Genomic DNA, 26,986 nt, shown 5'->3' with positions numbered 1-26,986 from the left:
AAGTCGTGAACATCGGCGAACATCGAATGAACAGGGAGGTACGCCATGCGCCGCGAGATCAAGCCCAAGACCGGCCAGATGCTGGACACGTCGGACCTGACGGTTGCAGCGCCCATTCGGCAAGGTCTCGTCCCGTCGCTTGACGCCGTGAGCTACAAGACGCGCGCCGAGCGCGTCCTGCAATTGCTTCAACTCGGGCGCGCCGGCCAGCAGGAATTCGAGCTGACGCGGGTGCTGGCCGATTCGGTCGATCGCATCGGCCTGATCCACTCGGTGCGCGTGGGCATCATCGAGCCGCAGAACCTGCTGATGTTGTCCGTCACCTTCGACGGCGCCTGGGAGCCCTACATGCGGGTGATCTGGCAGAAGGTGGCCCGCCTGCTCGACCTCATCTTCAGCAACACCGAGGGCTACGTGTACGGCTGGGAGTCGAGCTACGAGCAATGGATGACCTGGCTTCGTCGTCACCAGGTTCATTCGCCGTTCTTCTATTCGCAGTCGCAGATGACCGCGGGCGACGTCGACCTGCTGCGCAGGCAGGAGTGGCTGCAGCGGCAGAAGACCGGGCAAGAGGCGCCGGCCCGGCTGATGAGCACGCTGAATGCGGACGAGGTGGAGCACGCGCTGAGCGATGGTGGCCAGGCCGACCCCCGCTTTCCGGGCAGCCAACCCTACGCCACGCCCTTCGGGGGCAACTATCTCCTGGTGCGCCAGAGTGTTCGCGCGCTTGCCGCACTGCACCGGCTCACCGATGTCTACCTGCCTGGAACGCACGATGGCTGGGTGCTGCACCGAGCGGGGTGCGAGGCCCTGTCCAGGCTGGCCTACCTCCATCGCAGTGGCAGTGTGGACCTCGACGACGCGCTCGAGCGTTTTGCCGACGCGCTGGACTGGCTGAAGCGGGTCGAATCCGATCCGCCACCGGCACGCAAGGCTCCGCCGTTGCAGGCTGCGCTGACCGACGTGCTGCCGCCAGCCGAGCGGAAGCACGTCCAGGCGGGCATCCTCACCCCGCTGGAGGCGGACCACGGTGGCGTCCTCCTGATGCGCTTCGCAAGTTCCGCGGAGCTGGGTGCATTCCTGCAGAAGCTTCCGCTGACACACCACGACCAGCCCTTCAACGGCGATGGGATCAGTGTCAATGTCGCCTTCTCGGTCGAGGGGCTGCGGCTCGCAGGCTTCTCCGACGAAGAGCTGCGTGCCTGGCCCGATGCATTCTTCGAGGGCATGCCGCGCCGCGCAGGCCTGCTGGGCGACGTGCGGCTCAACCACCCGCGCAACTGGCGCCTGCCACCACGCCTCACGGGAGGCACATTCGGCGCCACCGAGCAGGATGACTACGCCGGCACCACGCACATCGAGTTGGCCGAGGTCCATCTGCTGCTGCAGGTGCGCCTGAAGACTGGTGCCGTTGCGGTCACGCCCAACGATGCGAGGACCCAGCTGTGTGCGTTTCTCTCGAAGTGGACCCAGCCGAGTCAACGGCTGGCGGTGCAATGGCTGCACCGGCAGAAGAGCAAGGCCGGCCACACGACCGATCACTTCGGCTGGCGTGATGCCCAGACCGGGCCGGTCTTCGATGCTACCAAGGCCAGCCCCAGGGCGCGCGACCACAGCCACGTGGGCGAAGCGCTGTGCGGATACGCCAACGCCGTGGACCATCGTTCGCCGGCAGCGAGCCAACCCTTCGCGAGGTGGCTGCAGAACGGCAGTTTCCTCGTCGTGCGCAAGCTGCGCCAGGACGTTGCGGCCCTCGACGCCGCGGTCGGGTCGGTGACACCGCAGCTGGATGCCGACATCGTCCGTGCCAAGCTGATGGGCCGCTGGCCGGAAGGGGCCACGCACGGCACGCCGGGCGAACCGCTGGTGCGCAGGCCCCCGCCCGTGGGGTCGAACAACTTCAGCTTTGGTGGAGACCCCGGTGGTGCGATCTGCCCCCTGCACGCGCACATCCGGCGTTCCAACCAGCGCATGGCGCCGGGTGACCTGAGCAATGAGGAGCCTGTGAAAGGGCCGCAGGGCCCGGTTCGCCCGCCCAAGCTCTTGCGGCGTGGCATGAGCTACGGCCCCAGCCTTGTCGACGATCCGGCAGCCGAAAGGGGACTCTTCTTCCTGGCCTACAACGCCAGCCTGTCCGAGCAGTTCGAGGTCATCCAGCGCTGGCTCAGCGGCAGCAATGCCAGCGGCGGCGATTCTGCCCAATCCGACCCGCTGCTCGGCGTGGCCATGCCGGGCCAGGCCAGGACCTGCCTCTTCCACGAGGCCGGCCAGCTGCACCGTGTGACGCTGGAAGCTGCGGTGCCGCTGAACGAAGAGCCGCGGCCGCTGGTGCGACTGGAATGGGGAAGCTATTTCTTCGCCCCGGCCTTGCCCATCGTGGCCGAGATGGCAGTCCGTGCCGCGGGCGCGGGCGAGATGCCGCTGTGGCGTGCTCACCGTGGCGAGGAAGAGATCGAACGTCTGCTGTCACTCGAGCGGTCTGCGGGGCCGGCGGTGGCGCTGCAAGCCTGGAAGGAGGCGCTCGAAGACCCCGAGTCTCTGCTCGACTACCGGGCGCAGTCGATCTGGGCGGCGATCCGCGAATTTCACGGTGGCCAGCTCAAGTGTGCGTTCGGCGTGCTGGTCGCGACACAGGCCGGCGTCGACCACGTGCTGCGCCAGGAGTCGCTCTACACGGCGGTCGGTTACCTCGGCCGCATGCAGTACTCCTTCGGCCCCATCTTCCTCGGCTCCGATGCCGGCGCGGCGGACGGACGCTATGAGCGCGAGTCGGCCTTCATCGTCGAGGCGATCCGCAAGCTGCCCGTGGACGCGACCTACCAGCGCGCTCGCGATCTCACGGCCGCCCGCTTGCAGCACCTGCGCGACATCACCGTCTCTGCCGCGCAGGATGCCGGCGACTCGAAATGGCGCCTGACCTTCGACGTGCGCGAGCTGCTGGACGATCTGCTCGGGCACTTCTGCAAGGATTGGTTCGGCATCCTCGACGGGCCCGCGCAGCCCTTCGCCTGGGGTGGGCTCGATGTCGCACTGGGCCCGCATGACAAGCCACGCAACCCGGGTCACTTTGCATCGCCCTCGCGCTATTTCTTCCAGCCCCACCCGAATGCCGATGTGGCGCGTGTGGGCGAGGCACATGGCCAGGCGCTGCGCCGGGCCATGCAGGCCTTGCTCGACGCCAACCCGCCTGGAACGGCCAACGCCCCTCTGGTGAAGGCGGTGCGCGCCAACCCGCTCCATGCGAGCGATCCGACCTACGCGGCGCGAACGCTGGTGGGCGTGGTGATGGGTTTCGTGCCGACCGTGGACGGCACGCTGCGCCGCATCCTCGCCGAATGGTTGCGCGAAGGCAGCTTCTGGCGCCTGCGCGGGCAGTGTCCGGCCCTGCCCGACTTCAAGGCAGCTTCCGCCTTCTTGATGGCGGACTTCATCCGCGGCATCCAGATGCGTGCGGCGCCCGAGTTGCTCTGGCGCACTGCCGCGGCAGACCACACCTTGGGCAGCGGTGCGCATGCCATTTCGGTGAAGAGCGGTGATCGTGTCGTCGCGGGCCTTCTGTCGGCGACACAAGCCAACTGGGAACGCGGCTCGCGGGACTTCCATGCCGTCTTTGGTGGCGACCGCAAGGCGGCCGGAGCTCCGACGCACGCCTGCCCGGGCACCGATGCGGCGATCGCGCTGATGCTGGGCTTCTTTGCGGCACTGCTGGAAACCAAGCTGGCCCTCCGCCCGGGCCCGGCGGGCCTGAGCTTCGAGGCCAGCGACGCGCTGGAGCGCCCGCCGGCGGTCGTGGACGACAGCTGCACTGTCGAAGATGGGGACGGAGGAGCCAAGAAGAAATTCGCACAGAAGGTGTTGGTGATGACCTTGGGCGACTCCTGGTTGGTGAAAGGCGTCCCCCTCGTCTTCCCCACGCTGAGCCGCGCGCTGGGCAGCAGGGGCTACGAGATCGAAAAGGATCTCGCGTCCGCTCAGGCGACGTCGACTGCCATCGCCCAAAGCGCGACCGCTGCCGTGGATGAGCTGGCCGATGTCGATCTCGTCCTTCTGGATGGTGGTGGCAACGACGTGCACCAGAAGCCGTCGTTCTTCAGGAAACCGCAAAACCCCGACTGGGACAAGCTGACGGACAAGAAAGACCGGAGCACGCTAGACGATTTGCTGGAGGGCAAGGACGGTGCGGTCAAGCTCAACGACGATGCGGTCAAGGCGTTCATCGACGTTCATCTGAAAGGCGTGATGCGGGGCGCGCTGGCAACGCTCACCTCGGCAACTAGCGCCAAGCCCGTCATCATCGTGGGCTACGACTTTCCCATTCCCAACGGAAAAGTCAGGGTTGGCAAGCCGTGGCTCAAACCGGCCTTCACCCGCGTGGGCCTTGATGCCACGGACGCAGCCGATCTGGCCAAGAGCACCGACCTGATGAAGCAGCTGATCGAGCGGCTCAACGACATGTTTGCGGACTTGGTGAAAGAGGCCGCGTTCGCAGGAAAGGCGTTTGCGGTCAACCTGACTGGCACCCTGACCCAAGCGAACGAGTGGATCGACGAGTTGCATCCCACCGCGGCGGGCTTCGAGAAGCTGGCCACGGTGCTCGACACGGCAATCCGAGCGCTGCCCGCGCCCGTCCCCAAGCCAAGCCCGTGAGGACTGCGTCGCCGCATCCTTACGACGCGCCTGCCACCCGCTCCGCGTGCCAGTGCATCCCCATGGCGATGAGTTCGCCATGCGCTTCGCGTTCGAGGGCAAGGGCTGGCGAGTCCTTGCCTTGCCGCCGCAGCATCTCGGCCCGCGCGGAGAGGTTCAGCGCAGCTTCGCGCCGGCTGCCGCGAAGCGTGGCCGATCGTGCCGCCCGGTCGAGCCACGTGCTCGCTCGCTGGAATTGCCCGTCTCGAACGGCCAGCCGCGCCAACGCCCGGTAGCAGCACGCTTCGCCCAGGCGCTCCCCCTCGCGGGTGCGCCACAGGGTATGGGCCGCGTACTGCCGCGTGCGCACGACGTCGCCCAAGGTGGCATACGCGTCGGCCAGCCAGCCGTAGTGCAATGAGTTGTAGAAGCGGCCGCCGCGGGCGCTCATCCAGTTGACGGCATCCACGGTCTGCACCAGGCCTTCGGGGTCGCCTGCGCCAGCCCAGCGTGCATACCCCGCCGCCGCCCGGCACACCACCAGCAACAGCAGGCCGCGTGTGTTCTCGGCGATGCGCGCGCTTTCGGCCGCCACCTCTTCGGCTTCGCGCCAGCGCCCTTGCCAGACCAATGCCACGGCGACCCAGTTGCGCACGGAGTTGGCGACGGGATGCGTCGTGCCGCCCAGCAGCGCGAGGGCTTCGTCGAAACAACGGTGCGCTTCATCGAACTCGCCACGGTCCGCCAGGATGCTGCCTTTGCAGGACAGCGAGTAGGCCGACCCGATGGCCATGCTGCTGCCCGGTTTGCTCTGCCGCCGCTTGGCCGCCAGTGCCTCGTCGAAAACCGGCAGCGCCTCGTCGTAGCGCGACGCTGCGGCGAGCACCTGGGCCAAGGTGGCATCGACCTGGGCAACCAGGCGCACATCGCGGGCCTGCTCCGCCACGCTGCGCGAATCACGCAACTGCCTCTCGCTCTCCCGGAAGCGCCCAAAGCCGTAGTACATGTAGCCCAGCCAGTACTGGGCCCGGGCCAGCGTGTCCGCATCGCCGAGGGTTCTGGCCAGCGCCACGGCGTGCTCGAAGGGCGTGGGATCGTTGCCTTGTGCAAGCGGATCGAAGATGCAGGTCATGCCGAGCTTGTTGCTCACCAGGCACCACTTCAACGACAGGGAGCGGTCGCGATCCGGCACACGGTCGAGCGCGTCCATCGCCGACGCGTACCACTGCCGCGCACTGTCCAGCGCGAAGGCCGCCGACGCCCGGTCGCCGGCAGACTCGGCCTGCGAGGCGGCTTGCTCCCACTGGCTTGCGCCGCGGCAGTGGTAGGCCAGGATCTCGGGCTGGCCGTCGCCGGTGCCGTCTTGTGCGAGCAGTTCGAAGTAGGCGGCGTGGAGGCGCTCCCGCTCGCGCAAGCCGATGGACTTGTAGACCGCATCGCGCGCCAGGCCGTGCTTGAAAAGCAGCTTGCCGGCCGAGGCTGCGGGGTAGAGAAAGTCGGCGTGCGCCAGTGCCTGGATCACCGCGGCATCACATGTGTGCCCGGTGACGGCCTGCAGCAGGTGAACCGGCACCGTGTTGCCGGCCACTGCCGCGGCGCGAACCAGGTCGGCCAGGTCTTGCGGCAGTCGTTTGAGGCGGCCGACCACCCACGCCGCCAACCATGACGGGGTGCCCCCCTCTTCTCCGTCCAGCCACTGCGCCAGCATCAAGGGCGATGCCGAGCGGCACAGTTCCTCCACGTACAGCGGCACGCCGCCCGTGTGCGCATGAATGCGCCGTGCGAGGAACGGGTCCACCTGGGGTTGCCACTGGTGCACGGCTCGGGTGGTGCCTGCCAGCGACAGTGGCATGAGTTCCAGGCGTGGTGCGTCGACGATCCAGCGGGCGCCGTCGTCACGAGGCCGGCACGCGAGCAGGATCGCGACGCGCGGTGCCCGCTGCAACAAGCCTTGCACCAGTTGGCGGCTCGCATCGTCGGCCCATTGCCAGTCGTCCACCACCAGCGACAAAGGTTCGCGGGCCGCCCACTCGCAGAACAACTCCATCAGGCGCTCGGTGGACACCGGCACGCTGGCGTCGAGTGCCAGGCCGTCGGGCATTGTTCTGCCGCGCAGCATCTGCATGAAGGGCTGCAGCACTTCCGCCCGCAGGTAGCTCTCGCAGGTGCCGTACAGCACGGTGCCGCTCACGCGCGGGATCACCTCGTCCAGCATGCGGGTCTTGCCCATGCCGGCCTCGGCCTCGAGCAGCATGCACGGGGTGTCCGTCGCGGACTCGTGGCTCAGGAACGCGCGAAGCTGATCGAGCGGTCCGTCGCGATCCACCAGGGTGGTCAGCCCGCGCGCAGCGGTGGCATCGATGCGGCGCTGGATGTTGCTGCGCCCGAGGATGCTCAAGGTGAGCGGGAGCTGCCCCGGTACGTGGGTGAAGAAGTTCGCGTGTGGCCCCAGGGCCGCCTCGAATGCCACGATCGACCCGGCGGGCGCCGACTTCAGCAACCCCGCCGCGGAGTTCGCCACGTCACCCACCAGATCCAGCCTTCCCCGCTCGATGTCGCCCGGGGACAGCACCACCACGCCGGCGGCAATGCCACTGCGCATGCGGGGTGGAGGGGAGTGCGGGAACCCCGTCAGCGCGTTGGCCCGTTGGTGGATGTCCAGGGCGGCCTCGGCCGCCCGTCGCCCCCCGTCTTCACAAGGGTGGGGGTAGCCGAAGATCAACAGGCCCCCGTCGCCCTGCGTGCGCAACAGCATTCCGCCGTGGTCTTCGGCGGCCTGGCGCCAGATGTGGCGAAGCTCGTCGATGAGGTCCGCCAGCAGCTCCGCATCGACCTTGCGCCCCAGCAGTGTCGAGCCGACAAGGTCCGAGAACAGCACCGTCAGGACGTGCCGTTGTCGCGATGCGGGCGCCTCACGCTGGAGATCTTGTGGGGGCATGGGCCGCATGTTGCCAGCATGCGGGTGACCATGAGCATCGGCTGCGCGCTCCTCGGAGATGTTCTGTTATCCGTGCCTGTTGCTGTCGACACCACGCAACAACGCAGCTGATCAGCTCCAGGCTGTCCACTTGCCCGCGCTCGCGGCCGACTCGATCACCTTCTCGACGAAGTGGATGCCGCGCGCCCCTTCCGCGAGCGTGGGGTAGTCGGCGTGCACCGGATTGGCCTGGCGGCCCTCCAGCCGCGCCCGGATGTCGGCCGCGACACCCAGGTAGACGTTCGCAAACGCCTCGAGGAAGGCCTCGGGGTGGCCCGAGGGGATGCGCGTCGCGTTTTGCGCGGCGGCGCTCAGGCCGGGTGAGCCGCGCGTGAGGATGCGGCGCGGGCCGTCGATTGGCGAATGGACGAGGTGGTTGGGGTCTTCCTGCCGCCAGTCGAGGGAGCCCTGGCTGCCGAAGACCCGTAGGCGGATGTCGTTCTCGCAGCCGGTCTCCACTTGAGATGCCATCAGCACGCCGCGGGCGCCGTTGGTGAAGCGCAGCAGCACGCTCACGTCGTCGTCGAGGCGGCGGCCGGGGACGAAGGTGTTCACGTCGGCGCACAGGCTTTCGATGGTGAGGCCGGTGACGGTGGCCATCAGGTGCTCGGCATGCGTGCCCACGTCCGACAGCGTGCCGCCGGGCCCGCTGCGCGCGGGATCGGCGCGCCAGGCGCCGGTGTCGCCGCTCTGCAGCTGCGGAGCCAGCCAGCCCTGGCGGTATTCGACGATCACCTTGTGGATGTGGCCGATCGCGCCGGCGCGCACCATCTCGCGTGCCTGCCGCACCATCGGGTAGCCGGTGTAGTTGTAGGTGACGCCGAACACGGTGCGCGCACGCTCGGCGGCCTTGATGAGGTCGTCGGCCTGCGCGCTGGTGTGCACCAGGGGCTTGTCGCACACCACGTGGAAGCCCGCCTCCGTGAACGCCTTGGCCACCGGGTGATGCAGGTCGTTGGGCGTGACGATGGCGACGAAGTGGATGCGCTCGTGTGCCGGGCGCTTGAGTTCGTCGGCCAGCAGGGCCTGCCAGCTGGCGTGGATGCGGTCCTCGGGCAGGCCGAGGTCGCGGCCCGACGCGAGCGCCTTGTCGGGCTGCGACGAGAGCGCAGCCGACACGAGGCGCATCTGACCGTCGAGCGCCATGGCCTGGCGATGCACCGAGCCGATGAAGGCGCCACGACCGCCACCGACCATGGCGTAGCGAAGGGGAGCGCTCATGTCAGAAGGGTGAATCCGGGAAATAGAACTGCTTGGCATTCTCCTTGGTGATCAGCACCGAAGGAATGATGGTCGTGGCCGGAAGCTTGTCACCCTTCAGCCGCGCTTCGGCGGTGAGCTTGATCGCGTCGTAGATGAACTTCGGCGAGTACGACACGTTGGCCTGGATGCGCGGATCCTGGCCGTCGATCAGCGTCTTCACCATGCCTTTCGCGCCCGCGCCACCGAAGACGATTCGGATGTCGCTGCGCTTGGCCTGGTCGATGGCCTTGAGCACGCCCACCGCCATGTCGTCGTCTGCCGCCCACACCGCGTCGATCTGCTTGAAGCGGGTCAGGAAGTCCTGCATCACCTTGAACGCGTCGTCGCGGTTCCAGTTGCCGTACTTGGCGTCGAGCAGCTTGATGTCGGGGTGGTTCTTCATCACGCTGTTGAAGGCGTCCATGCGCTCGTTGTCGAGCGTGGTGGCGATGCCGCGCAGCGCGACGATGTTGCCCTTGCCGCCCAGGGCCTTGGCGAGGTACTCGGCGGGGATCTTGCCGAAGGCGGTGTTGTCACCGGCCACGTAGGCGTCCTGTGCGCTGGTGTCGGTGAGGCCGCGGTCGACCACCGTCACGTACACGCCCTTGGCCTTGACCTGCGCCACCGGCTTGGTGAGTGCGGCCGATTCGAAGGGGAACACGACCAGCGCGTTGATCTTGTTGGCCGTCACCAGGTCCTGCAGCTGGTTGGCCTGCTCGCCGGCGTTGGCGGCGGTCTTGATGGTCACCTTGAGGTCGGGGTACTTCTTCTCCAGCTCCTTCTTCGCCTCGCCGGCCCACCAGACGATGCCGCCGGTGAAGCCGTGGGTCGCGGCCGGGATGGCGACGCCGAGGTTGACCTTGTTCTGCGCCGAAGCGGTGGCCGTGAAGCCGAGGGTGCCGGCCGCGAACGCGGCGATGGCAAGCAGTCGAACAGCGAATGTCATGGTTGTCTCCGTTGTGTGCTGATGGACAGGTGCGGCTCGCGGCCGCGGGTGGGGAAAGGGTTCTCTACTTGCGCCGCCTCTGCATGAAGGCGACGGCGATGATCACGAAGCCCTGCACCGCCGCGTTGAGGTACACGCTGATGATGCTGGTGAGGTTCAGGATGTTGCTGATGACCGAGAGCAGCACGGCGCCGACCACCGTGCCGGTGATGCTGCCCGCGCCACCCTTCAACGCGGTGCCGCCGACGATCACCGCGGCGATCGCTTCGAGCTCCCACAGGAGGCCGGTGGTCGGTGAGGCCGAGCCGAGGCGCGGCACGTAGAGCAGCGTCGCGATGCCCACGCACACGCCGAGCAGCATGTAGGTCAGAAGCTTGATGCGGTCGACGTCGACAGCCGCGTAGCGCGCCACCTGTTCATTCGAGCCGATCGCCTGCACGTAGCGGCCGTAGGCCGTGCGGTTGAGGATGAGGCCGCCGGCGATGGCGACGAGCAGGAAGATCCACACTGGGATCGGCACACCCAGCAGGCTCGCGTAATAGACCGGGCTGTAGGCATCGGCCAGCGTGTTGTCGAGCGTGATCGCGCCGCCGTTGGAGAAGTAGGTCAGGTAGGCCCGGAAGATGCCGAGCGTGCCCAGCGTCACGATGAAGGGCTCGATCTGCCCTTTGGTGATGAGCAGGCCGTGTGCGAGGCCGAACACCGCGCCGAGCAGCACGGCGAAGCCCATGCCGAGCGCGACCACCAGCGTCGTCGAGCCGACCGAAGCCGCGATCGCGTTCATGAAGAGGATCACGCAGCCCGCGATCAAGGCGGCCATCGAGCCGACCGAGAGGTCGATGCCGCCGGAGATGATGACGAAGCACATGCCCACCGCGATGATCCCGATGAAGGCGGTGCGGGTGAGCAGGTTCATCGCGTTGTCGAGCGTCGCGAAGTCGCTGTTGAGCCAGGTGCCGGCGATGCACAGCAGCACCAGGCCCAGCACCGGGCCAAAGCCATGCAGGCGGGTGTGCCAGGCCGCGCGAGGCGTCGTACCCGCGGCGGCGGAGTCAATGCGTTCCGGTGGCATGGGCGATGAGTTCCTCTTCGGTCAGGTGGGTCGCGTCGAGCGTGGCCTGCTGGCGGCCCGTGCGCATGACGACCACGCGGTGGCACAGGCCGATCAGCTCCATCAGCTCCGACGAGACGACGATCACGGCGCGGCCCTCACGGGCGAGGCGCTGCACCAGGAAATAGATGTCGCGCTTGGCGCCGACGTCGACGCCGCGGGTCGGCTCGTCGAGCACCACCACGCGCGGCTCGGGGTGCAGCACCTTGGCGAGGGCCAGCTTCTGCTGGTTGCCGCCCGAGAGCGACGAGGCCGGCACGTCGAGCGAGCCGGTGCGGATGCCGAAGTCCTGCACGGCCTTCTTCAACGCCGCTTCTTCGTCGGCCGGCTTGAGCCAGGGCTTCGCATACCGCGCGAGCGTCATCAGCGTCAGGTTTTCGCGCAGGCCGAAGTGCACGTGCAGGCCCTTGCCCTTGCGGTCTTCGCTGAGATACGTGATGCCGTGGTTGGCCGCATCGCGCGGGCTCTTGATCTTCACGGGCCGGCCGTCGATGCGCAGCTCGCCGCGGCAGGCACGCAGGCCGAGCATGCCCTCGAAAAGCTCGGTGCGGCCGGCGCCCACCAGGCCGGCGAAGCCCAGGATCTCGCCAGGGCGAACCTCGAAAGCGATGTCGTCGGCCCAACCCGGCACGCAGAAGCCTTTGACGTCGAGCAAGGGCTGCGTGCCGGCGGGCGGCGGGTCCTTGGGCGGGAACAGATCCGACAGCTCGCGCCCCACCATCAGCTGCGCCATCTGGTGGCGGGTGAGGCCTTGCGTCGGCTGCTGCGCGACGAAACGCCCGTCGCGCATCACCACCACCTCGTCGGTCACGCGCTCCACCTCGTCGAGCTTGTGCGAGATGTAGAGCAGCGTCACGCCTTCGCGCTTCAGTTGCGCCATCAGCGCGAAGAGCCGCTCGGTCTCGCCGGGGGTGAGCGTGGCGGTGGGCTCGTCCATGATCAACAGCTTCGCCTTGCGCGACAGCGCCCGCGCGATCTCGACGAGCTGCTTCTCGGCCACGATGAGCTGGCGCACCGGCGTGTCGGGGTGTGCGTTGAGGCCCACCTGCTGCAGCACGCGCGCGGTCTCGTCGCGCATCGAGGCATCGTCGAGCCACAAGCCTTTGCGGCGCTCGTGGCCGAGGAAGATGTTCTGCGCGATCGTCAGGTCTTCGGCGAGGTTGAACTCCTGGTGGATCAGCACGATGCCCTGCGCTTCGGCTTCGCGCGGGCCGCTGAATCGCATCGGCTGGCCGTTGATGCGCAGCTCGCCACCGCTCAAGCCTTCGTAGCCGGAGAGGATCTTCATCAGCGTCGACTTGCCGGCGCCGTTTTCGCCGAGCAGGCCGACGACCCGCCCAGGGGTCAGCGAGAAGCTCACGCCGTGCAAGACCTCCACCGGCCCGAAGGCCTTGCGCACTTCGTTGAACTCGACGGCCACGCTCATGACGGGATCACCCCACGCGACTTCAGCGTCTCGTGCATGGCCAGCACACCGGCGCCGACCACACCCGCCTGGTCGCCGAGCGGCGAGTAGGCGATCTCGAGGTGGCGTGTCGAGAGTGCGAGCGAGCGGTGGTACACGCTCTGCCGCAGCGAGGCGAGGAACAGCGGCCCGATGCGCGTCACCCCGCCGCCGATGAACACATGCGACGGGTTGAAGAAGTTGACGATGGACGCGAGCATCTGCCCGATGTGCGTGCCGGCGCGCTGCACGATCGCGTTGGCCGCCGCATCGCCGGCGCGGCTCGCCTGCGCCACGTCGACCGGCGTGAGCGTGCCGCGTTCGTCGAGCAGCGACGCGAGCATGGGGCTCTCACCCGACTGCGCCGCCTCCGTCGCCTGCTGCGCGATGGCCGGGCCGGCGGCCAGCGCTTCCACACAGCCCAGGTTGCCGCAGGTGCAGCGCGGGCCGTGCGGGTCGACGCAGATGTGGCCCACGTCGCCGGCCGAACCGTCGGCGCCGCGGTACACCTCGCCGTGGCAGACGATGCCGCAGCCGATGCCGGTGCCGACCTTGATGACGAGGAAGTTGGCGAGGCTGCGCTGCAGCCGCCACAGCTCGCCGAGCGCCATCAGGTTGACGTCGTTGTCGACAAAGACCGGCGCCTTGTAGTCGGCACGCAGGTCGTCTCGGATCGAGAAGCTGTCCCACTCGGGCATGAGCGGCGGATTGACGAGCTGTCCGCTCGCAAAATCGACCGGCCCCGGCACGCCGATGCCGATGGCGATCACGTCGCGCGGCTGGCGGCCGCACTGCTGGAGCAGCTGCGACATCAGCGCCCGCACGCGCGAGAGCACGAGGCCGGGGCCGCGGCGCACGTCGGCCGCTTCGCCGTGGCTGGCCAGCACCTGCAGGTCGGGTGTGAGCACCGCCACTTCGAGGCCGGTCGCGCCCAGGTCGGCGGCCAGCAGCACGCCCAGGCCGCGGTGCAGGCGCAGCGTCTCGGGCCGGCGACCGCCCGACGAGGCCTGCAGGCCCACTTCTTCCAGCAGGCCCTGCGCCAGCAGGCCGGCGACGGTCGCGTTGGAGCGGGTCTTGGAGAAGGTGGCGCGCTGCGCGAGCGCGTCGCGCGACAGCCCGCCGCTCCAGAACACGTGGTCCAGCAGGGTCTGCTCGGTTTCGGACAGTTCGGCCCAAGGGCTCACCGTTTGTCTCCTGGCGGCCCTCTGATGGGGCTCGATCAGGGGATGCTAGGGAGGCGACTTCCGCCAGGCAAGACCAATCTTTGACCTGATGTGGGTCAATCGACGCCTGAAAAGGCGGGGCGCGGATCGAAACCCGCGCCCCGCCCGGTGTGCCTCACCGGCGGGCGATCTCGGCGACCACGCTTGCCGGCGCCACCTCGTGGTGGTCGAACTGCATCGTGTACTGCGCGCGCCCGGACGAAAGCGCCCGCAGGTGGCCGATGTAGCCGAACATCTCCGACAGCGGCACCTGGGCGTCGACCACCGACGCGTTGCCACGCTGGTCCTGCCCGCGCACGAGGCCGCGCCGGCGGGCCAGGTCGCCGATCACGTCGCCGAGGTGCTCGACCGGCGTGACGACTTCCACCGCCATCACCGGCTCCAGCAGCACCGGCTCCGCTTTCGCGAACGCCTCACGCGCCGCGGCCACCGCCGCCAGCTCGAAGGCCAGCGTCGACGAGTCGCGCTCGTGGAAGCCGCCGTCGACCAGCGTGGCCTCGAAGTCCACCACCGGCGCGCCGGCGATCACGCCGGTCTGCGCCGCGCGGCGGAGGCCCTGCTCCACCGCGGGGATGAACTCGCGCGGCACCGCTCCGCCGACGACCTCGCACGCGAAGCGAAAACCCTCGCCACGCGCCAGCGGCGCGAAGCGCAGCGTCACCTCGGCGAACTGGCCGGGGCCGCCGGACTGCTTCTTGTGCACGTGGTGCACCTCCACCGCCCGGGTGATCGTCTCGCGGTAGGCCACCTGCGGCCGGCCGACTGCGACCTCCACGCCGAAGCGCGCCCGCAGCTTCTCGATCGAGACCTCGAGCTGCAGCTCGCCCATGCCGGAGAGGATCGTCTGCCCCGATTCGGCGTCCTGCCGCATCTTGAGGCTCGGGTCTTCTCGCAGCAGCGCGTGCAAGGCCTTCGACAGACCGGTCAGGTCGTCGCGCGTCTTCGGCTCGATCGCCACGTCGATCACCGGCTCGGGCACGCGGATCTCCTCGAGATGCAGCGGGTGCGTCGGGTCGCACAGGGTGTGGCCCGTCAGCGTGTCCTTCAGGCCCACGATCGCGGCGATGTCACCGGCGACAAGCTCCTCGCGTTCGACCTGGTCGTCGGCGTGGACCTCGTACAGCCGTGCCACACGCTCCTGCTTGCCCGTGCTCGCATTGAGCACGCTGTCGCCGCGCTTGAGCTTGCCACGGTAGACACGCACGAACACCTTCGCGCCGTGGTCGTCGGACACCAGCTTGAAGGCGAGCGCGGCGAACGGCCCGTCGGGGTCGGACGCAGGTTCGCCTTCCGCGCGCTGGATGTCTTCCGGCGACGGCAGGTAGTCGACGACCGCATCGAGCAGCGGCTCGACGCCGCGGTTCCGGAACGCAGAGCCTGCGAGCGCGGGCACGAACGCGCCCGACAGCACGCCACGGCGGATGCCGGTGCGAAGCGTTGCGTCGTCGATCGGCTCGCCGTTGAGGTACGCGTTCAGTGCCGCGTCGTCCTGCTCGACCGCAGCTTCGACGAGCCGCGCACGATGCGCCTGAGCAACCGCCACCAGCGATGCCGGAATCTCCGTCACCACATAGGGCTCACGTGCATCGTCACGCTCCCACACGAGGGCGCGCATGCCGACGAGGTCGACCACGCCGCGGAAGTCGCCTTCCGCGCCGATCGGCAGCTGCAGCGGCAGCACCTTGGCGCCGAGCCGCTCTTCCATCATCGCCACCACGCGCAGGAAATCGGCGCCCACGCGGTCGAGCTTGTTGATGAAGGCGATGCGCGGCACGCGGTACTGGTCCGCGAGGCGCCAGTTGGTCTCGGTCTGCGGCTCCACGCCGGCCACGCCGTCGAACACGACCACGGCACCGTCGAGCACGCGCAGCGAGCGGTTCACCTCGATGTTGAAGTCGATGTGGCCCGGCGTGTCGATCAGGTTGATCTGCACGCCGTTCCAGTGAACGGTCGTTGCTGCACTGTTGATGGTGATGCCGCGCTTGCGCTCCTGCGGGTCGAAGTCGAGCTGCGTCGTGCCGGCATTCACGTCGCCGATGCGATGGCTCTCGCCCGTGTAGAAGAGGATGCGCTCGCTGGTCGTCGTCTTGCCCGCGTCGACGTGGGCGATGACACCGATGTTGCGCAGTTGTCTTGGCTTGTTGTTCATGGCGAATCTTTCTTTCGAAGAAGTCTGGGGCAGGCCAGCCCCAGGCGTGTTCGCCAATGAGGGCTAGCGTCGAATGAGAGGGGTGCGGCCGGAGCGCGCACGCAGGACCACCACGCTCCGGCGGGCGTGAATCGTGGCGATCAGCTTGTCGTAGGTGCGCGTGTGCATGGCAAGACCTGAAAACAAAGAACCCCGGAGGGCGGGTGCCTGCCGGGGTTCTGAGGTGTCTGCAGTTCAGGAGACCAGAGCCGGAAGGCGCAGCACGCCTTCCGATGCGAAATCGAAAGGCGCTAGGCGTCGAACAAATCGTGATTGATCTTCATGAGGCCGCCATTTTGCGCTCGACCCGCAGCCTGCGCAACGCATGCGGCATGCATGGCGGCGATATGTGTTTTCAATTGGCCAGCACTTTCAGCAGCCAGCGGTTGAGGTCGTCGATCTCTTCCGCGCACACCGAGTGCGGCATCGGGTACTCGTGCCACTCGATCGTGTGGCCGAGCGCGGCCAGCGCGTCGCGCGAGGCGGCGCCGCGGCTGTGCATGACCACCGGGTCCTCGGTGCCGTGGGCAAGGAAGAGCGGCGTGTCGCGGTTGGCTTCGCTGCGCTCGGCGGCAGTCGTGGCCGCGAGCGGCAGGTAGCCCGAGAGGCCGGCGATGCCGGCGAGCCGCTCGCCGTGGCGCAGGCCGGTGAGCAGCGCCATCGCGCAGCCCTGGGAGAAGCCGACGAGCGCGATGCGCGAGGCCGGGATGCCGCGGGCCTTTTCGCGGGCGATCAAGGCTTCGAGTTTCGTCAGCGACTCGCGCAGGCCCTTTTCGTCTTCACGCCGCGCGAGGTCGGTGCCGAGGATGTCGTACCAGGCGCGCATCACGTAGCCGTTGTTGATGGTCACCGGCTGCATGGGCGCATGCGGCAGCACGAAGCGCACCGCGCCGAGCGGGCTCAGGTCGAGCTCCTGCGCAATGGGCGCCCAGCCGTGGCCGTCGTCGCCCAAGCCGTGCAGCACGATCACGCTGCGGGTCGGGTTCGGGGCGGTTTCGAATTCGAGGGTTTCGAGGGACATGCGAGCTCCAACTGCTTCTGAGTGGAGCCCATCCTACGGGCCCTCAGCGCGGCGGCGTGCCCGCGGCGCGGAAAGCCCCCGGCGTCTCCCCGGTCCAGCCGCGGAAGGCGCGGTGGAACGAGGCCGTGCTGTCGAAGCCCAGTTGCTCGCTGATGAGGTTGATCGGCGCCTGGCTCTTGAGGAGCAGCTGCAGTGCGCGGTCGCGGCGGAACTCGTCCTTGACCCGCTGGAAGCTCGTGCCCTCGTCAGCCAGGCGGCGGTGCAGCGTGCGGATGGAGATGTGCAGCGTTTCGGCGGCGTTCTCCGCCGTGGCCGGGCGCGGGAGGCGCTCGGCCAGGTAATCGCGCAGGCGCAGCGCCAGCCTTGGCTCGCGGGGGGTGGCGAAGAACCAGTCTTCGGGTGCACGGTGCAGGAAGTCGTCGAGCTCGGGCTTGGTGCGCCGGATGGGCAGCGCGAGCAGCGCCGCGTCCATCGTCAGCACCGCCTGCGGCTGGCCGAAGAAGACCGGGCCCGGATAGAGCAGCTCGTAGTCGGCGGCGAACTCCGGGCGCGGGAAGGGGAAATCGGCGCGCAGCAGCGCCAGCCGCCGGCCGACCAGCCACGAGGCCACGCCGTGGATCACCTTGAGCATCAGATCCGACGCGACGGCCCGTCTCGTCGGCGCGCCTGGCGCCTGGACGATGGCGACGCGGGCGGTGTCCTCGAGCTGGGTCAGTTCGACATAGAAGTCGTCCTGCATCAGCCGCGAGAGGTACGACCAGCGGTGCAGCGCCACCATCAGGTTCTTGGCGTCGAGCAGTGCGAGGCAGGTGAACTTGAGCGTGCCTGGCCGCAGCGGGCGCGAGAAGCAGCGCAGCATCTCGTCGTCGAGCGCGATGGCGAGAGATCGGTAGAGGGTGGCGAACTGGCGCTCGCTGAGGCGGGCGCTGGTGTCGTCCGGGTCCAGCCCCTGCTGGCGCAGCAGCTGCGAGGCATGGGCAGGCGGCAGCTCGGCCGCCTCCAGCAAGGCGGAGACGTACGCCAGCGAGACGGTGAGCGGCGCCTGTTCCATCCAACAGACCGTAGCACGCAGCCCGGCCGCGTGGGACTGGTGGATGCCTGGGGCGGGCCGGCCCCAGGTCGACGGTCAGAACCGGTAGTTGAAGCCGATGGCGATCAGCGGGATCGCCTTGACCTTGCCGGCCCCCTCGCGGATCTCGGCCAGCTCGCGGTCGATGTCGGCCTGCGAGGCGAGGCTCAGGTTGGGGCCGGAGTGCGTCTCGGTGACCTTGGCCTTGCCGATGGACGCGCCGAGGTCGAACACGAAGCCCCAGCCGGTGCTGAGTTGGTGGCCGTAGCCGATCCCCACGTACGGTGTGGTCTTGGGGAACTCGATCTTCACGTTGAAGCGGTCGTTGGCGGTCATCGTGTAGTCGGTGCCACCGATGTTGATGGTGCCGCCGTTGCCCCGGCCTTCCATGTCGATCTTCATGTTGTTGAAGGTCACGCCGCCGGTGAAGCGGAAGCCGCCCGGCGCGAAGGGGAAGGCGTCGGCAAAGAGGCCGATGCGGTTGTAGGTGAACTTGGCCTCGTAGTCGATGCCTTCTTCGCGCTCCTGGCGGGTGCGCTTGCCGGCGCTGGCGTAGTCGGCGCGCAGCGTGAAGTGCGGCGCCACCGGCTGGGCAAAGCCGAGCATCAGGCCGTGCGTGCCGACGCCGGTGTAGACCTCGCCGGCATGGGCGCCGCAGCTCAGGCACAGGGCCGCCAGCGCGGCGAGCGAATGGGTCTTGCGCATCTCGTTCCTCCTCTGGAATGGCCTGCCCGGCGCAGGCGAATTTCATTCTAGGAATGGGGCCTGCGCGCCGGATCGGCCAAACAGATGACGCCAGCAAGCCTTATTCGCCCGATCACGCGGCATCACAGCGTGAAGTCGTAGTCGATGATCAGCGGCGCGTGGTCGGAGAAGCGCTGGTCGAGGAAGATGCGTTCCGTGCGGGCGAGCGCCGCGATGCCGGGCGTGGCCAGGTGGTAGTCGAGGCGCCAGCCCACGTTCTTCGCATAGGCCTGGCCGCGGTTGCTCCACCAGGTGTACTGCTCGGCCTTCTGGTTCAGGGCCCGGAAGACGTCGACCAGGCCGATCTCGTCCAGGCAGTGCGTCATCCAGGCGCGCTCTTCGGGCAGGAAGCCGCTGTTCTTCTGGTTGCCCTTCCAGTTCTTGAGGTCGATCTCCTTGTGGGCGATGTTGATGTCGCCGACCAGGATGAACTCACGCTCGTCCTTGAGGCGCGAAAGCCACGGCGTCATCAGCGCGAGGAAGCGGAACTTGGCCTGCTGCCGCTCCTCGCCCGACGAGCCGCTCGGGAAGTAGCAGCTGATGATCGACAGCTTGCGCGAAGGTGTGTCGAAACGGCATTCGATGTAACGGCCTTCGGCGTCGAATTCGGGGGCGCCGATGCCCACGACCACGTCGCTCGGCTCCTTGCGCGAATACAGGCCCACGCCCGAGTAGCCCTTCTTCTCGGCGAAGTGGAAATAGCCCGTCATGTCGTGCACGGTGTCGAAGCGCTGGGCGATATCGGCGGCCTGTGCCTTGATCTCCTGCACCCCCATACAATCGGCGCCCAGGGCTTCGGCCCAGGGCAACAGGCCCTTGGTGGCGGCAGAACGGATGCCGTTCAGGTTCAAGGACACCAGACGAAACACGACGAGACTCCCCCACGATGACCCCCAGCGCGCAACCCGGCACATCGGCCGACACCCTGGCCCAGGACTTCGTGAAGTTCGCAGTCGAGGCGGGTGTGTTGCGGTTCGGGGAGTTCAAGACCAAGGCCGGGCGGCTGTCGCCCTACTTCTTCAATGCCGGCCTGTTCGACGACGGCGCCAAGCTTGGGCGCCTCGCAGAATTCTATGCAGCGCGGCTGATCGCCTCGGGCCTCCAGTTCGACATGATCTTCGGCCCGGCCTACAAAGGCATCACCCTCGCCGCCGCGGTGGCGATGGAGCTTGCCCGCCGCGGCCGCAACGTGCCCTACGCCTACAACCGGAAAGAGGCCAAAGATCACGGTGAAGGCGGCACGCTTGTCGGCGCCCCGGTGCGCGGCCGCGTTCTCATCATCGACGACGTGATTTCTGCGGGAACCTCGGTGCGCGAATCCATCTCCATGATTCAGTCGGCCGGCGCCACCCCGTGTGCGGTGTCGATTGCCCTCGATCGCCAGGAGAAGGCCACCGACAACGGCGCCGATGCGCCCTGGTCGGCGGTGCAATTCGTAGAGCGGCAGCTCCAACTGCCGGTTTCTGCCGTGGCGACCTTGGGCGACTTGCTGCAGTATCTGAAGACGAACCAGGACCCGGCCCTGGGCGAGCATTTCGCCCGCGTGGCCGCCTACCGAGAACGCTATGGGGTGTGACGTGACCCGTTCGAGCGCTGCGACCAAGCTGATCCTGGCAGGGGCCTGCTGGGGCTTGCTCGCGGCGAGCGCGCAGGCGGCACAGATCTACAGCTGCGTCGACGGCAATGGCCGCCGGCTCACGTCCGATCGGCCGATCCGCGAATGCCTGGCGCGCGAGCAGCGCCTGCTCAACGCCGACGGGTCGGTGAAGCAGGTGGTGCCGCCGACGATGACCGTTGACGAGCTGGCCGAGGCCGAAGCGAAGAAGCGCCAAGCCGAGCTCGAGCGGGCCGCGAGGCAAGACGCGGTGCGGCGCGACCGCAACCTGCTCGGCCGCTTCCCTGACGAGGCGGCGCACAACAAGGCGCGCGAGGCCGCGCTCGACGACGTGCGCAAGGGCGTGAAGTTCTCCGAAGACCGCCTGGTCGAGCTGCAGAAAGAGCGCAAGCCCCTGGTGGACGAAATGGAGTTCTACAAGGGCAAGAAGCTGCCGCTGAAGCTGCGCCAGCAGCTCGATGCCAACGATGCGGCGACCGCTGCCCAGCGCTCGCTGGTGCAGAACCAGAAGGAAGAGATCAAGCGCATCGACTCGCTGTACGACATCGAGCTGGCACGCCTGCGCAAGCTCTGGGCGGGCGCCCCGGCCGGCAGCCTGCCGGTGACCGCGCCGCCGGCACCGGCCGCTTCGGCCGGCGCCAAGTCGGCGGGCAAGTAGGCCGCACCGGCTGGGGCGGCGGTCAGCCGCCGAGTTTCTTCTTCAGGAGCTCGTTCACCACGGCCGGATTGGCCTTGCCCTTGGTGGCCTTCATGGCCTGGCCGACCAGGGCGTTGAAGGCCTTCTCCTTGCCGGCGCGGAATTCCTCCACCGACTTGGCGTTGGCGGCCAGCACCTCGTCGAGGATGCGCTCTAGCTCGCCCGTGTCTTTCATCAAACGAACACCCTTGGCATCGATGACAGCGTCAATGTCTGCGTCCGGGTTCACCCACAACTCGGCCAAGACGGTTTTTGCGCCGGCGGTCGATACGGCCTGATCGTCCGCGACGCGCTTGATGAGGGTCGCCAAAGCCATGGGCTTCAGTGCGACTTCTTCGATGTCGCGGTCTTCGGCATTGAGCAGCTTGCTCACCTCGCCCATGAGCCAGTTGGCAGCCAATTTGGGGTGTCCGCTAGCCTTCGCGGTTTCCTCAAAGTACGCGCCGAAAGCCTTGGTCTGCGTGACCATCGAGGCGTCATAGGCCGGCAGGCCATAGGCCGACTGGAAGCGCTCGGCCATCACACGCGGCAGCTCGGGCATCTCGGCCTTCACGCGCTCCACCCATTCGGGCGCGATCACGAGCGGCGGCAGGTCGGGGTCGGGGAAATAGCGGTAGTCGTGCGCGTCTTCTTTCGTGCGCATCGCCCGCGTCTCGCCGGTGTCGGGGTTGAACAGCACCGTGGCCTGCTGCACCTCGCCGCCGTCTTCGATCAGGTCGATCTGCCACTGGATCTCGAAGTCGATCGCCTGCTGCATGAACTTGAACGAGTTCAGGTTCTTGATCTCGCGACGGGTGCCGAAGTCGGCGCCGGGCTTGCGCACCGAGACGTTGGCGTCGCAGCGGAAGCTGCCTTCCTGCATGTTGCCGTCGCAGATGTCGAGCCAGACCACGAGCGCGTGCAGGGCCTTCGCGTATTCGACCGCCTCCACGCTCGAGCGGATGTCGGGCTCGGTCACGATCTCGAGCAGCGGCGTGCCGGCGCGGTTGAGGTCGATGCCGGTCTGGCCGGCGTAGTCCTCGTGCAGCGACTTGCCGGCGTCTTCTTCCAGGTGGGCGCGGGTCAGGTTGACCTTGTGCTTCGTGTCGCCGACGTAGAACTCGACCGCGCCGCCCTGCACCACCGGGATCTCGTACTGGCTGATCTGGTAGCCCTTGGGCAGGTCGGGGTAGAAGTAGTTCTTTCGGGCGAAGATGGACTGCGGCGCCACCTTGGCGCCGACCGCGAGGCCGAAGCGGATGGCGCGCTCGACCGCACCCTTGTTCATGACCGGCAGCGTGCCGGGCAGGGCCAGGTCCACCGGCGAGGCCTGGGTGTTGGGCGCGGCGCCGAACTGGGTCGACGAGCCGCTGAAGGCCTTGCTCTTCGTCGAGAGCTGCACATGCGTCTCGATGCCGATCACGACCTCGTAGCCGCGGATGAGTTTCGAAGTGGTCGCCATGGTCAGAAGCCGCTGGGCACGCGGGTATGCCAGTCGGTCGCTTGCTGGAAGGTGTGGGCCGCCTGCAGCAGCTGCGCTTCCTGGAAGTAGTTGCCGATGAGCTGCAGGCCGACCGGCAGGCCACCTTCGCCGAAACCGGCGGGCAGGCTCATGCCGGGCAGGCCGGCGAGGCTGGCGGGCAGGGTGAAGATGTCGGCCAGGTAGGCGGCAACGGGGTCGTCGCCCTGTGCGCCGATCTGCCAGGCGACCGTGGGCGCCACCGGGCCGGCGATCAGGTCACACTGGCCGAAGCACTGCTGGAAGTCGTCGGCGATCATGCGGCGAAGCTTCTGCGCCTGCAGGTAGTAGGCGTCGTAGTAGCCATGGCTCAGCACGTAGGTGCCGATCATGATGCGGCGCTTCACCTCCGGGCCGAAGCCCTGGGCCCGGGTCTTCTTGTACATGTCGAGCAGGTCGGTGTACTTCTCGGCACGGTGGCCGTAGCGGACGCCGTCAAAGCGCGACAGGTTCGACGAGGCCTCGGCCGGCGCGATGATGTAGTACACCGGGATCGAGAGCTCGGTGCGGGGCAGGCTCACGTCGACCAGCGTCGCGCCGAGCTGCTCGAAGACGCCGAGCGCCGTGCGCAGTGCGCCGTTCACGTCGGCGGCCAGGGCGGCCGGGAAGAACTCGGCGGGCAGGCCGATGCGCAATCCCTTCAGCGGCTGGGCCGTCGTCGCGCCCTCGCGCGGCTTGGCGAGCGCGGCAGCAAAGCCCGGCAAGGGCTCGTTGGCGCTCGTCGCGTCGCGCTCGTCGAAGCCGGCCATCGTGTCCAGCAGCAGTGCGCAGTCTTCTGCGCTCCGCGCCATCGGCCCGGCCTGGTCGAGGCTGGAGGCGAAGGCGATCATCCCGTAGCGCGAGCAGCGGCCATAGGTCGGCTTGATGCCGGTCACCCCGCAGAAGCCGGCGGGCTGGCGGATCGAGCCGCCGGTGTCGGTGCCGGTCGCGGCGGGCACGAGGCGTGCTGCCACCGCGGCGGCCGAGCCGCCGGACGAGCCACCCGGCACGCGGGTGGTGTCCCAGGGGTTGTGCACCGTGCCGTAGGCGGAGTTCTCGTTCGCCGAGCCCATCGCGAACTCGTCACAGTTGAGCTTGCCGAGCGTCACCGTGCCGGCCTGCGCGAGCTTGGCGACGACGGTCGCGTCGAAGGGGCTCAGGTAGCCCTTGAGCATCTTCGAGCCGGCGGTGGTGGGCAGCGCCTGCGTGACGAAGATGTCCTTGTGCGCCATCGGCACACCCAGCAGCGGCCCGCGCTCGCCGGCGGCGCGTCGCGCATCGGCGGCACTGGCCTGCTCCAGGGCAAGGTCTTCGTCGACCGCGAGGAAGACCCCCAGTTGTTGATGCGTCGCAACGCGTGCGAGCAGATGTTTCGTGAGTTCGGTGCTCGAGACCTCGCGTGCGTCGAGCGCGCGGCCCATCTCGGCCACGCTCAAGGAGTGCAGCTCCTTCATTCGATGACCTTGGGCACAAGGAAGAGGCCGTCTTCGCTGGCCGGGGCGTTGCGCAGGTTGCGCTCGCGGTCGTTGGTCTCGGTGACCACGTCGTCGCGCAGGCGCAGGCCCACGTCGCGCACGGCGGACAGCGGGGTGTACAGCGGCTCGACGCCGCTCGTGTCGACGGCGCTCATGCGCTCGACGATGGAGAAGAACTCGTTGAGTTGAAGCCTCATCGCCTCTTGCTCATCGGCCTGCAATTCGAGGCGGGCCAGGTGGGCGATGCGGCCGACATCCTGCGGGGTCAAGGCCATTGGAAATCCACTTTTGGATGGGTCTTCGCGGGATCGAAAACCAGGGGTGTTGAAGTATTATCCCCGGTTATCCACACGCCCCTCGACGCGTCGAAAACCCAGAGTTTGCAAGGGTTTGCGAGCTTGTTTCAAAAGGCCCCGGAACCCAATTGCGCTCATGTGGTCGGTACTGATCGAATGCGTGAGCACCCCACCCGCCACCAACACGGACCCACATCGCCCAGCATGACCCGCGCGCCATCGACCGCGGCTGCGTGCTCGCCGATCTGACACACAAGAACATGTTCGCTTCCCTGCGCCGCTACTTTTCCACCGACCTGGCCATCGACCTCGGCACCGCCAACACGCTGATCTACGTGCGTGGCAAGGGCATCGTGCTCGACGAGCCCTCGGTCGTCGCCATCCGCCACGAAGGCGGCCCCAACGGCAAGAAGACCATCCAGGCCGTCGGCGCCGAGGCCAAGGCGATGCTGGGCAAGGTGCCCGGCAACATCGAAGCCATTCGCCCGATGAAAGACGGCGTGATCGCGGACTTCACGGTGACCGAGCAGATGCTCAAGCAGTTCATCAAGATGGTCCACGACTCGAAGATGCTGAAGCCGAGCCCGCGCATCATCATCTGCGTGCCCTGCGGCTCGACCCAGGTGGAGCGCCGGGCCATCCGCGAATCGGCGCTGGGCGCCGGTGCGAGCGAGGTCTACCTGATCGAGGAGCCGATGGCCGCGGCGATCGGCGCCGGCCTGCCGGTCAGCGAGGCCAGCGGTTCGATGGTGGTCGACATCGGCGGCGGCACCACCGAGGTCGGTGTCATTTCGCTGGGCGGCATGGTCTACAAGGGCTCGGTCCGCGTCGGCGGCGACAAGTTCGACGAAGCCATCATCAACTACATCCGCCGCAACTACGGCATGTTGATCGGCGAGCCCACCGCCGAAGCAATCAAGAAGCAGATCGGCTCGGCCTTCCCCGGCTCCGAGGTCAAGGAGATGGAAGTCAAGGGCCGCAACCTCAGCGAAGGCGTGCCGCGCAGCTTCACCATCAGCAGCAACGAGATCCTGGAAGCGCTGACCGACCCGCTGAACCAGATCGTCTCCAGCGTGAAGAACGCGCTCGAGCAGACCCCGCCCGAACTCGGCGCCGACATCGCCGAGCGCGGCATGATGCTCACCGGCGGCGGTGCCCTGCTGCGCGACCTCGACCGCCTGCTCGCCGAAGAAACCGGCCTGCCGGTGCTGGTTGCCGAAGACCCGCTGACCTGCGTGGTGCGCGGTTGCGGCATGGCGCTGGAGCGCATGGAACGCCTGGGATCGATCTTCACCTCCGAGTGAACGTGAACAGCACCACGAAGCCGGCGCGTTCAACACGTGGCCGGCTTTTTCACTTCAAACGTTTGAGCTTTTCCTGAATCACAGCGGTCACCATGCCTCTCGGCACACTCGATCGAACACCACCGCCCTTCTTCCGCCAAGGGCCGTCGGCGTTCACGCGCATGGTGTTCTTCTCGGCGCTGGCGCTCTTCCTGATGGTGGCCGACACCCGCTTCAAGGTCACGCAGCCGCTGCGCGCGGTGGTGGCGACCGTGCTGAACCCGGTCGAGCGCGTGCTGCGCACGCCGGTCGACCTGTGGAATGGCGCGGCCGACTACCTGACGGGCCTGCAGGACGCCCGTGAGCAGGAAACCCGCGCCAAGGTGCAACTCGTGCAGCAGGCCGAGCGGGCCGCCAAGGTCGAGCAGCTGCAGCAGGAAAACGCCCGCCTGCGGGCCCTGCTGGAGCTGCGTGGCGCGATCAAGGTGCGCTCGCTGACGGCCGAGGTCCTGTACGACGCGCCTGACCCTTATTCGCGCAAGGTCATCATCGACCGCGGCAACCGCGATGGGCTGGTGATCTCGTCGCCGGTGATCAACGAGGCGGGCGTGCTGGGCCAGGTCACGCGCGTCTACCCCTACAGCGCCGAGGTCACGCTGCTCACCGACAAGGAAGCCGCGATCCCGGTGCTCAACAGCCGCACCCAGGCGCGCAGCGCGGCCTTCGGCAACTCGGCCGGCGCAGGCCTCGAGCTGCGCTTCATGGCCGGCAATGCCGACGTGCAGGTGGGCGACCTGCTCTCCACCTCGGGCGTCGACGGCGTCTACCCGGCTGGCCTGCCGGTGGCCAAGGTGGTGAGCGTGGACCGCAAGGTCGAGACCGGCTTCGCCCGCATTGCGCTGGCGCCCATCGCCGAACCCGACAGCGTGCGCCACGTGCTGGTGCTGGAGCCGGTGGGCATCCAGATGCCGCCGCGGCCTGAGCCCGCGCCGAGTGACGATCCGGCCAAGCCCGTGAAGAAGGGGAACAAGAAATGATGCCCCGCGGCGCCGACCAGCTCCTGCTGCCGGTCAACCCGTTCTTCATGTGGACCACGATGTTGCTGGCCTTCGCCTTCAACCTCGTGCCCTTCGGGCGCGTGGGCTACCTGCCCGACATGATGGCCCTGGTGCTCGTGTTCTGGAACGTGCACCAGCCGCGCCGCGTGGGCCTGGGCGCCGCCTTCGTGTTCGGCGTGCTGATGGACGTGCACGACAGCGCCGTGCTCGGCCAGCACGCTCTCGCCTACACGCTCTTGAGCTTCTTCGCGATCACCATCCACCGGCGGCTCCTGTGGTTCGGCGTGCTGTCGCAGGCACTGCAGATCCTGCCGCTCTTCGTGGCCGCGCACGCCGTGTCGATGGTGGTGCGCATGATGGTCGGCGGCATGCTGCCCGGGTGGGAGGTGATGCTCGCGCCGGTCTTCGAAAGCCTCTTGTGGCCCGTGGTGACCTTGGTGCTGCTGGCGCCGCAACGCCGTCCCCCTGATACTGACAAGAACCGTCCGCTGTAA

General features: G+C 67.9%; 20 protein-coding genes. 6 read left to right on the top strand and 14 right to left on the bottom strand.

All coding sequences use genetic code 11. The features are described from left to right. Positions 1-45: 45 nt before the first annotated feature. Positions 46-4,647: a Dyp-type peroxidase domain-containing protein gene (locus tag JI745_RS14810; RefSeq protein ID WP_201808257.1), complete on the top strand. Its 4,602-nt coding sequence runs from the start codon at positions 46-48 to the stop codon at positions 4,645-4,647. A 19-nt stretch (positions 4,648-4,666) separates the two neighbouring features. On the opposite strand, the gene JI745_RS14805 is transcribed toward JI745_RS14810, so the two are convergent. The 11 genes from JI745_RS14805 to JI745_RS14755 form a co-directional block, all read right to left on the bottom strand. Then, positions 4,667-7,573 carry an AAA family ATPase gene (locus JI745_RS14805; protein WP_201808249.1) on the bottom strand — a complete coding sequence of 969 codons (2,907 nt, stop codon included), beginning with the start codon at positions 7,571-7,573 and terminating at the stop codon, positions 4,667-4,669. Positions 7,574-7,675: 102 nt separating this feature from the next. Continuing rightward, entirely contained in the window at positions 7,676-8,824 is a 1,149-nt protein-coding gene (locus JI745_RS14800; protein ID WP_201808247.1) for a Gfo/Idh/MocA family protein, read from the bottom strand. Position 8,825: 1 nt separating this feature from the next. Continuing rightward, positions 8,826-9,791 (bottom strand): substrate-binding domain-containing protein, encoded by a 966-nt coding sequence (locus JI745_RS14795; RefSeq protein WP_201808246.1) that lies wholly within the window; start codon positions 9,789-9,791, stop codon positions 8,826-8,828. A 64-nt stretch (positions 9,792-9,855) separates the two neighbouring features. After that, entirely contained in the window at positions 9,856-10,863 is a 1,008-nt protein-coding gene (locus JI745_RS14790) for an ABC transporter permease (protein ID WP_201808244.1), read from the bottom strand. Beyond that, entirely contained in the window at positions 10,844-12,328 is a 1,485-nt protein-coding gene (locus tag JI745_RS14785) for a sugar ABC transporter ATP-binding protein (protein WP_201808242.1), read from the bottom strand. The genes JI745_RS14790 and JI745_RS14785 overlap by 20 nt, the downstream gene beginning before the upstream one ends. Next, positions 12,325-13,530, bottom strand: a complete 1,206-nt coding sequence (locus tag JI745_RS14780) for an ROK family protein (RefSeq protein ID WP_201808240.1) — start codon at positions 13,528-13,530, stop codon at positions 12,325-12,327. The genes JI745_RS14785 and JI745_RS14780 overlap by 4 nt, the downstream gene beginning before the upstream one ends. Positions 13,531-13,684: 154 nt before the next feature. Then, a complete protein-coding gene (fusA, locus tag JI745_RS14775) occupies positions 13,685-15,718 on the bottom strand; it encodes an elongation factor G (protein ID WP_201808238.1) in 2,034 nt (677 codons plus the stop codon). Positions 15,719-16,112: 394 nt separating this feature from the next. Next, complete coding sequence (locus JI745_RS14770) at positions 16,113-16,778, bottom strand: alpha/beta hydrolase (RefSeq protein WP_201808236.1); 666 nt, start codon at positions 16,776-16,778, stop codon at positions 16,113-16,115. A gap of 43 nt (positions 16,779-16,821) precedes the next feature. Next, on the bottom strand, positions 16,822-17,829 hold the full coding sequence (locus tag JI745_RS14765) for an AraC family transcriptional regulator (protein WP_201808234.1): 1,008 nt from the start codon (positions 17,827-17,829) through the stop codon (positions 16,822-16,824). A gap of 75 nt (positions 17,830-17,904) precedes the next feature. Continuing rightward, positions 17,905-18,552, bottom strand: a complete 648-nt coding sequence (locus JI745_RS14760) for a hypothetical protein (protein ID WP_201808232.1) — start codon at positions 18,550-18,552, stop codon at positions 17,905-17,907. 122 nt (positions 18,553-18,674) lie between these two features. After that, complete coding sequence (locus tag JI745_RS14755) at positions 18,675-19,460, bottom strand: exodeoxyribonuclease III (RefSeq protein ID WP_310738640.1); 786 nt, start codon at positions 19,458-19,460, stop codon at positions 18,675-18,677. 17 nt (positions 19,461-19,477) lie between these two features. On the opposite strand from JI745_RS14755, the gene pyrE reads away from it, so the two are divergent. Further along, entirely contained in the window at positions 19,478-20,167 is a 690-nt protein-coding gene (pyrE, locus tag JI745_RS14750) for an orotate phosphoribosyltransferase (RefSeq protein ID WP_201808228.1), read from the top strand. Position 20,168: 1 nt separating this feature from the next. Next, entirely contained in the window at positions 20,169-20,864 is a 696-nt protein-coding gene (locus tag JI745_RS14745; RefSeq protein WP_310738639.1) for a DUF4124 domain-containing protein, read from the top strand. Positions 20,865-20,886: 22 nt separating this feature from the next. On the opposite strand, the gene gatB is transcribed toward JI745_RS14745, so the two are convergent. From gatB to gatC, 3 genes are read right to left on the bottom strand one after another with little or no spacing between them, the layout of a single operon-like run. Continuing rightward, entirely contained in the window at positions 20,887-22,344 is a 1,458-nt protein-coding gene (gatB, locus tag JI745_RS14740; protein WP_201808224.1) for an Asp-tRNA(Asn)/Glu-tRNA(Gln) amidotransferase subunit GatB, read from the bottom strand. A 2-nt stretch (positions 22,345-22,346) separates the two neighbouring features. Beyond that, complete coding sequence (gene gatA, locus JI745_RS14735; RefSeq protein ID WP_201808222.1) at positions 22,347-23,834, bottom strand: Asp-tRNA(Asn)/Glu-tRNA(Gln) amidotransferase subunit GatA; 1,488 nt, start codon at positions 23,832-23,834, stop codon at positions 22,347-22,349. After that, positions 23,831-24,130 carry an Asp-tRNA(Asn)/Glu-tRNA(Gln) amidotransferase subunit GatC gene (gatC, locus tag JI745_RS14730; protein WP_201808220.1) on the bottom strand — a complete coding sequence of 100 codons (300 nt, stop codon included), beginning with the start codon at positions 24,128-24,130 and terminating at the stop codon, positions 23,831-23,833. The genes gatA and gatC overlap by 4 nt, the downstream gene beginning before the upstream one ends. A 281-nt stretch (positions 24,131-24,411) precedes the next feature. Here gatC and JI745_RS14725 point away from each other — a divergent pair, with 281 nt between their 5' ends. From JI745_RS14725 to mreD, 3 genes are all read left to right on the top strand, one after another. After that, positions 24,412-25,455 (top strand): rod shape-determining protein, encoded by a 1,044-nt coding sequence (locus JI745_RS14725; protein ID WP_201808218.1) that lies wholly within the window; start codon positions 24,412-24,414, stop codon positions 25,453-25,455. A 92-nt stretch (positions 25,456-25,547) separates the two neighbouring features. Next, entirely contained in the window at positions 25,548-26,471 is a 924-nt protein-coding gene (mreC, locus tag JI745_RS14720) for a rod shape-determining protein MreC (RefSeq protein WP_201808217.1), read from the top strand. Then, complete coding sequence (mreD, locus tag JI745_RS14715; protein ID WP_201808215.1) at positions 26,468-26,986, top strand: rod shape-determining protein MreD; 519 nt, start codon at positions 26,468-26,470, stop codon at positions 26,984-26,986. The genes mreC and mreD overlap by 4 nt, the downstream gene beginning before the upstream one ends.

Source organism: Piscinibacter sp. HJYY11 (assembly GCF_016735515.1).
Classification (GTDB): domain Bacteria; phylum Pseudomonadota; class Gammaproteobacteria; order Burkholderiales; family Burkholderiaceae_C; genus Rhizobacter.
This window is presented reverse-complemented; position numbering and strand designations above follow the sequence as displayed.

What these genes read in the sequence shown, in the direction of transcription:
- gatC (WP_201808220.1), bottom strand. Translation starts at nt 24,130, where the DNA reads ATGGCCTTGACCCCGCAGGATGTCGGCCGCATCGCCCACCTGGCCCGC.
- mreD (WP_201808215.1), top strand. Translation starts at nt 26,468, where the DNA reads ATGATGCCCCGCGGCGCCGACCAGCTCCTGCTGCCGGTCAACCCGTTC.
- JI745_RS14760 (WP_201808232.1), bottom strand. Translation starts at nt 18,552, where the DNA reads ATGCGCAAGACCCATTCGCTCGCCGCGCTGGCGGCCCTGTGCCTGAGC.
- gatA (WP_201808222.1), bottom strand. Translation starts at nt 23,834, where the DNA reads ATGAAGGAGCTGCACTCCTTGAGCGTGGCCGAGATGGGCCGCGCGCTC.
- JI745_RS14805 (WP_201808249.1), bottom strand. Translation starts at nt 7,573, where the DNA reads ATGCGGCCCATGCCCCCACAAGATCTCCAGCGTGAGGCGCCCGCATCG.
- mreC (WP_201808217.1), top strand. Translation starts at nt 25,548, where the DNA reads ATGCCTCTCGGCACACTCGATCGAACACCACCGCCCTTCTTCCGCCAA.
- fusA (WP_201808238.1), bottom strand. Translation starts at nt 15,718, where the DNA reads ATGAACAACAAGCCAAGACAACTGCGCAACATCGGTGTCATCGCCCAC.
- JI745_RS14725 (WP_201808218.1), top strand. Translation starts at nt 24,412, where the DNA reads ATGTTCGCTTCCCTGCGCCGCTACTTTTCCACCGACCTGGCCATCGAC.
- JI745_RS14770 (WP_201808236.1), bottom strand. Translation starts at nt 16,778, where the DNA reads ATGTCCCTCGAAACCCTCGAATTCGAAACCGCCCCGAACCCGACCCGC.
- JI745_RS14790 (WP_201808244.1), bottom strand. Translation starts at nt 10,863, where the DNA reads ATGCCACCGGAACGCATTGACTCCGCCGCCGCGGGTACGACGCCTCGC.
- JI745_RS14800 (WP_201808247.1), bottom strand. Translation starts at nt 8,824, where the DNA reads ATGAGCGCTCCCCTTCGCTACGCCATGGTCGGTGGCGGTCGTGGCGCC.
- JI745_RS14785 (WP_201808242.1), bottom strand. Translation starts at nt 12,328, where the DNA reads ATGAGCGTGGCCGTCGAGTTCAACGAAGTGCGCAAGGCCTTCGGGCCG.
- gatB (WP_201808224.1), bottom strand. Translation starts at nt 22,344, where the DNA reads ATGGCGACCACTTCGAAACTCATCCGCGGCTACGAGGTCGTGATCGGC.
- JI745_RS14765 (WP_201808234.1), bottom strand. Translation starts at nt 17,829, where the DNA reads ATGGAACAGGCGCCGCTCACCGTCTCGCTGGCGTACGTCTCCGCCTTG.
- JI745_RS14810 (WP_201808257.1), top strand. Translation starts at nt 46, where the DNA reads ATGCGCCGCGAGATCAAGCCCAAGACCGGCCAGATGCTGGACACGTCG.
- JI745_RS14795 (WP_201808246.1), bottom strand. Translation starts at nt 9,791, where the DNA reads ATGACATTCGCTGTTCGACTGCTTGCCATCGCCGCGTTCGCGGCCGGC.
- pyrE (WP_201808228.1), top strand. Translation starts at nt 19,478, where the DNA reads ATGACCCCCAGCGCGCAACCCGGCACATCGGCCGACACCCTGGCCCAG.